This window comes from Novosphingobium sp. (genome assembly GCF_027486195.1).
GTDB lineage: Bacteria > Pseudomonadota > Alphaproteobacteria > Sphingomonadales > Sphingomonadaceae > Novosphingobium.
Window position 1 is genome coordinate 1 of record NZ_JAIXPP010000033.1, and the last position, 12,132, is coordinate 12,132.

Consider the following 12,132-nt stretch of genomic DNA (forward strand, 5'->3'; position numbering starts at 1 on the left):
GAGAGAGTGGCCTGCTGGCCGGTGCCGATGGCCTCAGTCGCCAAACCAAGCCGCTGCACAGCCTCTGCCGTCAGTGTCACGCGCATGAGTTCGGTTTCGTGGCCGATCGCTTCCACTTTGGCGGGCGGCTTCGGCTTGTCAGCAGGCACGGCCCCGCAGGCCGCCAAACCGCACGTAAAGATCAGAGCTACAAGTGAAGACAGGGGGTGAACCGGCATCTGCACCCCCTAGCAGACAAGACTGACACGACACTGACATGCTGGGCGCGGTGCCCATCAACTGGTATCGCCGCGTCCATGCACATCCTGCTGATCGAAGATGAAACTGACCTGCGCGTGCTGGCAACAGAGGGACTGAGGCGGCGCGGCTTCGTCGTCGATGCGGCCGGTTCGCTCGCCGCCGCCCGCGATTGTCTGGGCGTGGTGCGCCTCGATGCAGCCATCGTAGATCGCCGCCTATCTGACGGCGAGGGACTTTCCCTGCTCCCGGAACTGGCGCGGCACGGCGTGCCATCGCTGGTCGCCACGGCCTATGGCGACATCGAGGATCGCATCGCCGGTCTCAATGCCGGGGCGGACGATTACATCGTGAAGCCCTATGATCTCGACGAAGTGGCCGCACGGCTGCGTGCGTTGCTGCGCCGGCCGGGGCAGCGCATGGCCCCCGTGCTGGTGCAAGGCAGGTTGCGGCTCGATCCGGCGGCGCAACAAGCCTGGCTCAGCGATGCGCCGCTCGATCTGGGACGGCGCGAGCTCGCGTTGCTCCAACTCCTCATGGAAGCCGCGCCAAACGTAGTCGTGCGCGATACCGTGCAGGATCGGCTCTATACGCTCGATGAAGCGGTCAGCCCTAACGCGCTGGAAGCCATCGTCTCGCGTCTGCGGCGGCGGCTTGCACCGGCAGGCTGCGGCATCGAGAACCGGCGCGGTATCGGCTGGCGGTTGATACAGGGTGAGGCGCCATGCTGACTTCCCTGCGGAGCCGCATCGGTCTCTCCATCGGTGCCACCATCTTCGTAGCCGCAGTGGTCACAATCGGCTTTGTCGCGCTTGAACTAAAGGAACTGGAACAGGGCGGAAATCTCGATCCAGCCCATGTCGAATATGCAGAACTTCTGCTGGTCCTCCTGCCGTTCGCGGTGATTGCTCCGCTGGTGGGCGTGCTGGTGGCTGGCTGGAGCCTGAAGCCTCTCTCCACGGCCGTCGCCGCATTGCAAGAGATCGGGCCTGATCAACCAAACAGGAGACTTTGCGAGGAAGGACTGCCGAAGGAGATTCAGCCCTTCGTAGCCGCCACAAACCAGGCGCTCGATCGCCTTGCCGGTGCCTATCTGAACGAGCGACGATTAGCGGCCGACGCAGCCCATGCGCTTCGCACGCCATTGGCTCTCGCAAAGTTGCGGATGGACCAATGGCAAGACGGGGCCACCATTGATGTGGTCGGTCTGGCTGGCGATCTGGACAGGATGCAACGGTCTATCGCCCAGGTGCTCGCCATGGCCCGGCTGGATACACCCGGCCAGCCTGATGATTGCAGGCCGCTTGTCGATGCGTCCCGTCTGGCCCGGCAGATTGCCGCCGAGTTTCTGCCGCTGGCCGACAAGATGGGGCGCACAATCACCGTCGATGCCGAGATACCCGCTCCGGTGAATGTGCCTGACCTCGATGAAGCCCTGCGCAACCTTGTCAGCAATGCGCTGCACCATGGGCAAGGAACCGTTTCTTTGTCGGTGTCCGTGACTGGCGAGGAGATTGTCATCACCGTGCAGGATGAAGGGGTCGGACTCCAGGAAGTCGAGCGGATCCGCATGCTCAGCCGCTTCGCCAAAGGGGAGCACTCGCCCGGCTCAGGCCTTGGGCTTGCCATTGCTGCCACGGTGATGGAACGGGCTGGCGGGCGGCTTACTTGGCCGATGCCTTCAACATTGCAGTTGCATATGGCAGGATGCTCGTTCGCCGCTAACGGCGATGGCTAGCCCGAGTGACTATAGCCTGAGACGCTTTGCAATCGGACTGCTACAGCGCGCCCGATAGTCGGCTTCGGTCAGAAGCAGACGATTGAGCTGGCTCGTATGAACGACCTACTTTGGTCGATTGCTCGCCCAATGGAGGCAGCTTACGCTGCCCCGTTCCCGACCGGCCGAATAGGCCTCACTTTGTCTCGATTGGCTGGCTTGTTGGTAGTGCAGCAGGTTGTCCAATAGTCTATGGTTCGCGCCTGCCTCTCGAACAGCTCGCCACACCGAGCGCGCCCGCATCAAACGGATCACCATCGAACATCGGCGCTTGCAACACGGCAAGATCGCCATCTAGTGTCAGCCTTGGACGAGGTCGAAGCTCCGCTAATCTTAGCCGCCAGCTGTTTCAAATACTCTGACGACGGATATGCCAGGGAATAAACGAATATGAGGGCGGGTCTGTTAGCAAGCTTGCTCGGCGTCTTCCTGATCTCCTTCAGTGCTTCCCAGTCAACGGCCAAGACCGATTCCCGCGTTGCGGATCTGATACTGATTGACGCCCATGTCTATACGCTGCGCTGGGGCGAGCCCGCGCTCGATGGCAAGCCTGCGCCCGATGCGCCCACCATACACGGCAGGTGGCACCCCGATGCCGCAGCGGTGGCGATGCGCGGCGGAAAGATCGTCTATGTCGGCAGCGAGAAGGGGGCGCTGGCGCTGCGCGGCAGGCGGACCCGGGTGATCGATCTGAACGGCGCGACCGTGATCCCCGGGCTAGTCGATTCGCATACCCATTTCATCGAACTGGGCGCCAAGCTGGAATCGGTAGACCTGACCCATGTTACCACCGAAGCGCAGGCGGTCGCGTTGGTGGCCGAGCGGGCGAGGTCCGTCCCCAAAGGCGAATGGATTTTCGGTGCCGGGTGGGACGAGGGTGCCTGGGCCAACCGCTATCCGGACAAGCAGCAGTTGAGCGCAGCGGTGCCCGATCATCCGGTGGTGCTGCGCAGTCTTCACGGTTTTGCAATCTGGACCAACCAGGCCGCGCTCGATGCCGGCAAGATCACCAAGGTCAGCCCGGTTCCGGTGGGGGGCGAGATGCGGCTGGGCACGGATGGCCAGCCCGCTGGCCTGTTCCTGAACCGCGCAGCGGCGATGGTCGAAGCGGCGGTGCCGCCCGAACCGCAGGCGGTTGTTGCGCGCCATGCGCTGAAGGGGCTGAGGCAGATGGCCACCGACGGCTATGTCACGGTTCACGAGGCCGGTGTGGGCAGCCAGGCGATGGCCGCACTCCAGCAATTGGAGGACCAGCACCGCCTGCCGATCCGGGTCTATGCCATGCTCTCGCTGCGCGACCCGCCCTTGATGCGGCAGTGGATCGCCCGGGGGCCGGACCGGGACAGTGACAGCATGCTCGTCACGCGCGCGGTCAAAGCCTATTACGACGGCGCGCTGGGGTCGCGCGGGGCGCGGCTGCTGGCCGACTATGCCGACAAGCCGGGCCACCGCGGGATCAGCGGCAGTGGTTATGGCTTTGACCGTGATCTGGCCAAGGAGGCGATGAAGGCCGGCTTCCAGCTAGGGATCCATGCCATCGGCGATGCAGGCAACCGAGAAGTGCTCGATTTCCTTGAGGTGCAGTTCAAGGCCGATCCGGGCACCGCACTGGGCCGCCACCGGATCGAACACGCCCAGGTCATCTCGCCCGAAGACCAGCCGCGCTTTGCCCGGCTGGGCGTGATAGCCTCAATGGAACCGCCCCACGCGGTGGAGGACAAGACCTGGGCCGAAGATCGTCTGGGCCCGCAGCGCATCCTTGGTGCCTATGCCTGGCGCACGCTGCGCACAGGCGGCGCGCGACTTACCTTCAATGCCGACAATCCGGGCTCCGACCACAGCATTTTCTACGGCCTCCATGCCGCAATCACCCGCCAGGACAAGCAGCTTCAGCCCTCCGGCGGATGGTATCCGGAGCAAAGGCTAACGATCGAGGAAGCGATCCGGGCCTATACTAGCTGGTCGGCCTATGCCGCCTTTCGCGAAGACCGGACGGGGATCATTGCCAAGGACCGGTGGGCTGATCTGACAGTCATGGATATCGATCCCTTTGCCCTTGCTGCGACCGCGCCCAAAAAGATCTTGGCTGGCAGAATTCTGGCGACCATCGTCAGCGGCAAGGTGGTTTATCAGCGATAGGTCGATGGCCAGTGTTGTCGGTCATCTTCGAGATCATGTGCTGCAGGAACAGCAGCGAACCATCGTTGATCGCGGGCAGGCCGGCACCGAAACGGCCGTTGAAGCCTGTCTCCGCCGCTTCCTTGGCAACAACCTTTTGCTGGTCCTTCCACTCGACGCCAAAGGGCGGGTTGGCCAGCATGTAGTGAAACCGCTTGCCGGGGAACCCGTCGCTGGTCTTGCCGTCGCCCAGCGTGTCACCCAGGATGATGTGGTCGGTCTCCTCATCCTTGATGAGCATGTCCGAACAGCAGATCGCCCAGCTTTCGTCGTTGTATTCCTGCCCATACAGGCCGAGCTGGGCACGGTCATTCTGCGCGCGGATCGTCTCTTCCGACACGGACAACATACCGCCCGTGCCGCATGCAGGGTCGTAAATCTCGCGGTAGATGCCGGGTTTGTAGACGTCCTCCTCAGTGCCATGATTGATCTGCTGTTTTCGCTTGGTTACTTCATGCTTGGGGTCACAGCGGTTGGCTGGCTAGCGAACCGATGCAATCGTAATCCGAAACTGCTGTTTCGCTTGGGGTTTGCGGTTGTCGTGTGTCTAAGTCTGGCCATGATAATCAGCATTGCCCGGGGGGATCTCTTTCGCCTAGCCCCCGGTGGTCAGGACTCGGAGTGGGACGACGAGCCTCGGCCAATTCTCCCCTGAGATGCGTCGCAACTACGCCGATTCAACGGACGGGTAGGTGTCAGTTGTTCAACGACCTGACTGGGGGCACTTGCGGGTACCCTTAAAATTAGAGAACGGGCTGATTGTTGCGGTTTTCGTCTGTACTACACACGTTACTCCAGACACCGTCCAATTGTCCTGAGTGGACATGAATCTGTGTCCGCGTTTTGACCCTGCTTCTTCCGCCCCTGCGTCAAAGTTCAAGGCACTCGATTCAAGGTGGTGCGCTTGCTCTGCCATCTGGCCGCGCGTTTGCCATAGACAGTGCATTTTTGACCCCAAGGTTTGTGCCCGAGGCCAACAAGCCCAAACTCGCGTTCAAGACGGGCGGGCGCACATTTCAGCATGTAGTGAACCTTGCCGCTAAGAGCTGCATAATAGGCGTGGATGTTGACGTCGATATCGTCACCGAACATCAGCTTCTGAGTTTGTGTTGTCCCTTTCAAATACTGGAGGCCTCGCCGTTTCAAGACCTGCCGCGCCCATTTATGAGGGCGTCCGCGCAACAGAGGTGATATCTGGGGAGCGACGTGTAGAAGCACGTGACAGTGCGCGCCGAAGTACGACCCGTATTCCTGCACCCAAATCCACGGCATGCCGAATCCCTGATTGCGGAGGTAGTCGCGGGCCAGAGCAATCCATTCGCCGGTAGCCTTAACACTCTCCAATGGGTCGAGGCCCGAATGCCCCCAAGCAATGGTGATGTACCTGTTCAGAGGTTGATCAATGTCCGCCGCTTCAACGCTTGGCCTCAAGCCTTTTGAGCGCCGCCAATAGCATCTGGGGATCGACCTCGCCGATGGGCATTTTGCCGATCGCAGGTTTCAGCAGCGCCAAGAACCATTTCGCCTTGGCGACGGTAGTGTCGGCTCGACCCTCGCCTTCCATTTTTGCCAAGTATTCTCCAGCCACTTGTTCAAAGCTGTTCTCAGCGCTGAATTTTGCGACAGCCTTTTCCCGTTTTCGCTCAATGGTTGGATCCACGCCTTGCTCAATCTGTGCGCGCGCGGCATCACGACGCCTTCTGGCGTCGGCAAGAGGCACTGCAGGATAGGCGCCAAGCGCGATACGTTTCTCCTTGCCCTCGATCCTGAATTTCAGCCGCCAGAGTTTCGAGCCATTGGGGAAGACCTCAAGATAGAGGCCGCCACCGTCGGCTCTCTTGACTGGCTTATCAATTGCCCGAAACGCTCGAATTTCTGCGTCTTTCAGCGGCATTTGGGGGCATGACCTTTCGCCAAAGCGATGCCCAATGCCTGTCATGCCCCCAAATTGCGTGGATTGTGGGGGAACGATGGTAACCATCCAGCGACAACGCGGGACGCTAAATGGCAGATTTCTGAGGGTTTGGCGAGCCCCGAGGGGCAATCTGATACAGGGAAATGGTGCCAGAAGAGGACTCGCATCAATTAATGTTTTCTGTGTTATAACAGCAACATGGACGATGTGATTTTTGCGAAGGCCCGCAGAAAAGCCCGCATTTCAATGTGGCTTAGAGGTTCGAGTCTTTTCCAGGGACTCGAATCTTCAGAGAATGGCGGATTTCCGCCATTCTGGCACCGTGAACAAAAGCAGAAAATTTTCGGAAATAGGGACCGAAAGGCCCGCAAAAATTCGTTCCTGCAACGTTCCAACTTGCCTCACAAAATCCCGCACAGTCACGATCAGAGCCAGCATGCTGCGTCTGTCATCCACCACGTTGCGTCAGATCGGACCTTGCCGACTCACCGGGGTGTCATCGAGCAGTTGTGACCTGAATGCGGCCAGCAGTGTCGGCTTTGACATCAATAGTCCCATCCCAGCCAGTCGCGTAAATCGCACGATCCATTGCAAACGGCACGAAAGTCTTTGTCTTCGTAGCAACCATAACCGACTTTGAAGGGCGCTTACGTGTGACAGCTGCGTAAAGCAGATCGGAGGTAGCCTTGCGTGGATGACCATATGCCCAAGCTGTCCATTTCTCCTGGGTCATAGGCGATCCCATCGACATCACTGCGACCTGCGGCGAGACAGCTGAAAGGAAGGCCGCCGTTGTCCCGTTTGCGGCTCCATGATGACTGACCTCGAGGACATCAGTATCGAGCAGCGTTGTCCCGGCGTAACGAGCCAATAGGTCGCTTATACCAGCGTTCTCTAGGTCGCCAGGAAACAGGAATGAACTCTGCCCAAAGTCGACCCGGATAACCAGGCTATGGTTATTGCCGTTCTCGATATCTTCATCACCCCAGTCTGAGGGCCGAAACTCTGTTCCATCCGGTAGCTCACGGCCGCCTGCAAGCACCCGGATGCGCGGATCGATTGTTGGGCATGCAATCGGATCGATGATGTTATCTGTAAGACCTGCGGTCCCGGCCGCTTCAACATCCGCTTCTGACACCGCACGAAATGCGATGGCAGGGGAGGTTTCTCGGGCGTGTGCCAGCATCCATTTTGCGTTAGCTCTCCCAGAGCCACGCGCTACTCCGTTGTGGATGTAGCTACCCACCCGATACTTCATGACAAGCTTGTCGAGACTGGCGTTGTGGTCGATGTGGGTATGCGTGACAAAAATCGCTGCCAATTTTCCACCGAGATCGGACCGGCGGGCAAAAAACGCTTCAAGATAAGCTAAGAGTTTCGTTTCCGCCTCATCACCCCGGCTTCCAGCGTCGATGAGCACCGCACCGCACGGGAACTCCAGCAGCGCTGCGTTAGCTTGGTCGACATCTATGTAATGAACGACAAGTTGGCCGGCCGAGTTATCGACAAGGGCTTCGGCAAGCGATCCGACCGTCCGGCGAACGTAGGTGCGATACACCCATCCCGCGCGGCCGTCGGGCAATTGTACGTGATAGTACCCCCTTGAGACTGCACCATCGTCCAGAAGGATGAGGTTTGTGCCAACGGCAGGAAACTCAACAATCTCGCTTCGACGTGATGGTTTGGCTCGTACCGTTACATCGCGCGCAACGACTACATCGTCAGCAAGTGCGGGGCTAGATGACAAGCTAGCCAAAGCCAGGGCAATGGTTGCTCGGATCAAAGCCTTACGGATAGTGCTCGTCATTGTTCCCATAGCGCCCCTCCATGTCCTTTCAGTCTTCCGCGCATATCTTGTTGATATCGAAAGAAGACATAACTGCCTACTGGATGGTGAATATTATTCTTAGTTATGTTGATTTTGTGTCTGGCACAATCCGATGTCGAACATTTCTTGCATGTTCCGCCAGAATAAAGCCGCCCAATCGGAGGTCAGATCACGAAATAGACAAAAAGAAAAGCCATCCCAGCAAAAAGCAGTGTGGCTTCGACCACCATCGAGAAGGGTGTCGGGTCTGGCTTCGGCCATTCTTCATTGTTGTCAGTCATTACATGCCCCTGATCGGCAAAATGAAAAACCAAAACCGCTTGATAAGGCTATTTTACAGATCGGGGTTAAACTTATCCAATTTGGTTGTTACATATCCAAGCGAACGGCATCACCAAAAAGGCCGCAGAGGCATAGACAAATACTCTGCTCTTATCGCCGAATCACGCATCATTTGAAAGGTATCATGGCGTGTGGCGGGTCGATCTGCTTTCAGACCTCTGGCAAAGGCGGTGACGCTTACAATTCCGCCGAGTAGGCTACAACTGACAGAGCTTTGGTAGCGTCTCGGCGCTGCTTGTACTGCCCGATGAAAACGCCGGGATCTGCGGGTTCGTTTATTCTGTTCAATTCGAAACGCCCAGGTCCGATCGGTGAGAGGCGATAAGCGCGGCCATTCATGCGGCAGAATAGCTCCTTCGACCCGGACAATGGAGTCCATTTGCAGTCGGCACCTGCGAGAAATCTTCGTTCAAGTGCGACGCGTTCCGCTTCCAGTATAGCTCGATAGCGGGCTTCTCGTTCAGTTTGCAGCCTGCGCCATTCCTGTTCGATGTGCTCTTGGAGAGCGCCTATGATTGCGGGGAGTTCCGTTCCTTCTGCAGCTTCCCGGGCAAATAGTGCCTCGCATGAGGCTCTCAGATCTTCCTTGGGATAGTCCGCTCTATCCCTTTCCTGAAAGTCCCGCATGCGTTCGGCGACATCAGTGCGAGTCAGATGAGGGCCGGGCATTGCATTGAGGTGCTCAGCGAGGGCTGGGATCGGCACCCAGCAGGGTGCCGCTGCAATTACCAATCGCTCACGTTCAGGATTCCATTTCAGCCAGGCTGTGTTGTTCTGATTGAGCTTCGCTACAATCTCGGCGGCTAGTCGTGACACCACGAAACCATTTCGGATGTGTTTTAGCGACGGGCTGCTGACGTGATTGAAGAGGAGGTCGCGGACGACGTCCGTGGGATCGGCCATGGTCGTATCCTTGCAGTTACGGTGTGTCGCTGCTTACTGGGATTGGATTCGTTTCCTCCCGACCGAAAGTACCACGGGAGGCGCACAATATGGAGAGGTCTATGGCCGGAAGCGCGAAGCTGGCGATTAAGTGGCTGGATCCAGGCCCGGCCGAGAACACCATTGACCTAATCCCCCAGCATTGGTTCGCGCACGAGACCAGCGAGACGTTCAAACAGCACACGGTGCTTGATGCCAATGAGCTGAGTTGCGGACGAGTTCGCTGCAACCTTTCAGTCCGGGGAAGCACCGTGCTTTTGGACTACGCGGGTGAGCACACGGAGATCAACGAGCGCCTAGGCTTCATCGTCGGCTGCACCCGTTTGGTTTTTTCGGACTCCAATCGCAGCGGTACCCCAGACGTAGAATGGCGAGATAAGGATCAGACAGCCTTTTCGGGTACATGGAAGACTGACCCCAAGCTAAAGCTGCTGCCATGGAAAAACTTCGATCGCTTTCGTCCAAAAGATGCTGAGCAAGGCCAGAGGGAACTTTATCGAAAGGTCGCTGTTCGCCAGGGCCAATCTGCGTTCCGCGATAAACTTGTAGCTGCCTATGGTGGACGATGCGCCGTGACCGGATGCACCATCGATGAGGTGCTCGAGGCCGCCCATATCGAGCCCTATGCGACTGGCCGCAACAACGACGCCAGCAACGGGATACTTCTACGTGCGGACATCCACACCTTGTTTGATCTTGGGATCATCAGGGTCCGGCGCTCCTACATAATCGAAGCGCCAGAGAGTATCCGCGCAGCTTTGTCACTTCCGCATCGGCTGTTGGTCGTTCCCGACGACAGCGCGCAGCGGCCTTGCCCAGACGGCTTGGAACGAAAGTGGGTTCTTATGGACCAAATGCCTCCTGACTGACGCGATTGTTCTTGTGGATCTAGGGTTCCTGCAAACGTGGTCTTCTGTGCAGGCCGGGCTCCACCTACAACCCTCGCAGTTCGAACTGCGACACTTACGTCGGAGTCCCGGCCCATCCCCGCTTACGGGGAAGCCGCATGGAGTCGGGGATCAAAATCCGTTTCCGACTGCCAAACCTTGATAAGGACGATCGCCAGCTTGCGGGCGAGCGCCACGCGCGCTTTCGAGATTCCGATGCGGGCGCGCAGGGCGTCGCCCCAGGCCTTCAAGGCACTGGATTTCTTGACCGACACAAGCAGAACGGTTGCTGCACTGACAAGGAGCGTACGGGTTGCCGTACAGCCCTTCTTGCTGATTCCACCCTGGCGCGACTTGACGCCGCTTTGATAGACAGAAGGCGTTAGCCCCAGATAGGGGCCGACCGAGCGGGCATGCTTGAATCGGCTCACATCATCAATGGCACTGTAGAACATCAGAGCGGTCTTCGGGCCAACGCCTGGCACCGTCATCAGGCGCCTGCAGACAGGGTGCGTTTGCGCCAGTTCCGCAAATCGCTTGTCGAGCGACCGGATCTGTTCGTCGAGCGCTTCGGCAACCGCGACAAGCGGGCGAACATCGGCATCAACATCCACGCCGTCGCGGCGCAACAGGTCCAGTTGTTCCTCGACATCTTGTGAGAGCGCGCCCTTGGCGACGCGTCGTTTCAGTTTACCGCCATGCATCCGGACAATGGTGATGACCATGGCATCGAGCCGGACGCGGACACGGACAAGACTCTGACGGGCTATGAGCCTGGTACGCAGGTTCTGGCATTCGAGGGACTTCAGGTGAACCTCGGCGCCAAGAGATCGTCCGACGCGTCCGAGTTCGGCGAGTCCAATGGCATCGTTGGTATCTGTCTTCTGCCGGCGTACGGCGAGGAAGCGCTGCGCCTTGTAGACCTCGTAGAGTTTGACCGGGTAGCCTGCCGCTAGCAGGTCGCGGATCATGTGGGTGGCGACACCCGCTTCGACCGCGATGAGACGGAGCGATTCTGGCGGGAATCGTCCCAGAAAGGCGCTTACCGACGCGGTCGTCGTCTCGCATTTTTCCTGCGCAATGATGAGGCCATCCTGATCAATCGCGCAGGCTGATGTATGCAGGTACCCGCAATCAAGTCCGATCCAGATGTCTTGCTGAGTCAAGGCCACAATTCCCCGAATTCTGCGCCGCGTCATTTGGTCTCCCGGCTCATGCCTCGCAAATTTCCGACGTCGACGGCGCTATCCTCTGGTCTGACAGACTGTGAATGGCTAGTAGGAACTGTCCTTTCGTCTCCTTCAATTTTCTAAGATATCTTGCAGAAGGAATAGCTCGCGCGTGGAAGAGGTGGCGACCAAACTGGCCGCGTTGATCCAAGAGCATGGAGAGACATATTCGTCGATCTCGCGGCTGCTGGGACGCAATGCAGCCTATATCCAGCAGTTCATCCAGCGCGGCAGCCCGCGCCGCCTTGATGGCGAGGACATTGCTGTTCTTGCGCGCCACTTCGAGGTCAAGCCATCGGTGCTGGGCGGCATTGATCCGCCGCCTTTGGGTCCCGGTGACGTGGTCGTTCTGCCAATCCTGAATCCCAAAACCGAAGAGACCGTAAGAGCCTTTGATTCGCGCCTTCTACAACGCATCGGCGTGCGGCATTCAGTCGCGGCTATCGTGCAGATCAGCGACGACACGATGTACCCCACGCTGTCAGCGGGTGACGAAGTGATCGTGCACAGGCTTGGCGGCAAAGAGGTATTGCGCGACGGGCTTTATGCCTTGCGGATGGAGGACGCCCTCGTGGTGCGCCGGCTCGCGCTTGAGCCGGCTGCAGGCAAGGTGACGGTCAGCTGCGACCACGCGCACTATCCGCATTGGCCTGGTGTGGCCAAACGCTCGCTCACCATTATCGGCCGGGTGTGCTGGATTGGGCGAACGGTAGGGATTAGCGCGCGGGGAGATTGAACGAGGGCTGGGCCAAAGATCATTGATCTAGAGTTGATCGCGGTCGATCATCCGGCTCTGA

The 12,132-nt window shown here is 58.8% G+C and carries 11 protein-coding genes; 5 read left to right on the top strand and 6 right to left on the bottom strand.

Annotation, left to right across the window (positions count from 1 at the left end; translation table 11 throughout):
• The first annotated feature begins 296 nt into the window (after positions 1–296).
• From Q0071_RS06700 to Q0071_RS06710, 3 genes are all read left to right on the top strand, one after another.
• On the top strand, positions 297–968 hold the full coding sequence (locus tag Q0071_RS06700) for a response regulator transcription factor (protein WP_298166596.1): 672 nt from the start codon (positions 297–299) through the stop codon (positions 966–968).
• A complete protein-coding gene (locus Q0071_RS06705) occupies positions 962–1,975 on the top strand; it encodes a HAMP domain-containing sensor histidine kinase (protein ID WP_298166598.1) in 1,014 nt (337 codons plus the stop codon). Before Q0071_RS06700 ends, Q0071_RS06705 begins: the two co-directional genes overlap by 7 nt.
• A gap of 429 nt (positions 1,976–2,404) precedes the next feature.
• The gene (locus tag Q0071_RS06710; protein ID WP_298166599.1) at positions 2,405–4,153 is read left to right on the top strand and encodes an amidohydrolase; all 1,749 of its coding nucleotides are present in this window, start codon (positions 2,405–2,407) and stop codon (positions 4,151–4,153) included.
• Here Q0071_RS06710 and Q0071_RS06715 read toward each other — a convergent pair.
• From Q0071_RS06715 to Q0071_RS06735, 5 genes are all read right to left on the bottom strand, one after another.
• Entirely contained in the window at positions 4,125–4,622 is a 498-nt protein-coding gene (locus Q0071_RS06715; protein ID WP_366886212.1) for an N-6 DNA methylase, read from the bottom strand. The genes Q0071_RS06710 and Q0071_RS06715 overlap by 29 nt on opposite strands.
• Before the next feature lie 446 nt (positions 4,623–5,068).
• On the bottom strand, positions 5,069–5,623 hold the full coding sequence (locus Q0071_RS06720) for a hypothetical protein (RefSeq protein ID WP_298166601.1): 555 nt from the start codon (positions 5,621–5,623) through the stop codon (positions 5,069–5,071).
• Complete coding sequence (locus tag Q0071_RS06725) at positions 5,607–6,086, bottom strand: DUF4102 domain-containing protein (protein ID WP_298166603.1); 480 nt, start codon at positions 6,084–6,086, stop codon at positions 5,607–5,609. The genes Q0071_RS06720 and Q0071_RS06725 overlap by 17 nt, the downstream gene beginning before the upstream one ends.
• 517 nt (positions 6,087–6,603) lie before the next feature.
• Positions 6,604–7,914, bottom strand: coding sequence for an MBL fold metallo-hydrolase (locus Q0071_RS06730; RefSeq protein WP_298166605.1), 1,311 nt, complete (start codon positions 7,912–7,914; stop codon positions 6,604–6,606).
• A 540-nt stretch (positions 7,915–8,454) separates the two neighbouring features.
• The gene (locus Q0071_RS06735; protein ID WP_298166606.1) at positions 8,455–9,180 is read right to left on the bottom strand and encodes a hypothetical protein; all 726 of its coding nucleotides are present in this window, start codon (positions 9,178–9,180) and stop codon (positions 8,455–8,457) included.
• Between the two features lie 101 nt (positions 9,181–9,281).
• Between Q0071_RS06735 and Q0071_RS06740 the strand changes: the two genes are divergently transcribed.
• A complete protein-coding gene (locus tag Q0071_RS06740; RefSeq protein WP_298166608.1) occupies positions 9,282–10,088 on the top strand; it encodes an HNH endonuclease in 807 nt (268 codons plus the stop codon).
• Between the two features lie 122 nt (positions 10,089–10,210).
• Here the strand turns inward: Q0071_RS06740 and Q0071_RS06745 are convergent, their stop codons facing one another.
• Positions 10,211–11,272 (bottom strand): IS110 family transposase, encoded by a 1,062-nt coding sequence (locus Q0071_RS06745; protein ID WP_298166610.1) that lies wholly within the window; start codon positions 11,270–11,272, stop codon positions 10,211–10,213.
• A gap of 175 nt (positions 11,273–11,447) precedes the next feature.
• Here Q0071_RS06745 and Q0071_RS06750 point away from each other — a divergent pair, with 175 nt between their 5' ends.
• Positions 11,448–12,071: a S24 family peptidase gene (locus Q0071_RS06750; protein WP_298166612.1), complete on the top strand. Its 624-nt coding sequence runs from the start codon at positions 11,448–11,450 to the stop codon at positions 12,069–12,071.
• The last annotated feature ends 61 nt before the right edge of the window (positions 12,072–12,132 follow it).

Coding starts and splice junctions, on each gene's coding strand:
- Q0071_RS06725 (WP_298166603.1), bottom strand. CDS start 6,086: ATGCCGCTGAAAGACGCAGAAATTCGAGCGTTTCGGGCAATTGATAAG.
- Q0071_RS06730 (WP_298166605.1), bottom strand. CDS start 7,914: ATGACGAGCACTATCCGTAAGGCTTTGATCCGAGCAACCATTGCCCTG.
- Q0071_RS06740 (WP_298166608.1), top strand. CDS start 9,282: ATGGCCGGAAGCGCGAAGCTGGCGATTAAGTGGCTGGATCCAGGCCCG.
- Q0071_RS06705 (WP_298166598.1), top strand. CDS start 962: ATGCTGACTTCCCTGCGGAGCCGCATCGGTCTCTCCATCGGTGCCACC.
- Q0071_RS06710 (WP_298166599.1), top strand. CDS start 2,405: ATGAGGGCGGGTCTGTTAGCAAGCTTGCTCGGCGTCTTCCTGATCTCC.
- Q0071_RS06700 (WP_298166596.1), top strand. CDS start 297: ATGCACATCCTGCTGATCGAAGATGAAACTGACCTGCGCGTGCTGGCA.
- Q0071_RS06735 (WP_298166606.1), bottom strand. CDS start 9,180: ATGGCCGATCCCACGGACGTCGTCCGCGACCTCCTCTTCAATCACGTC.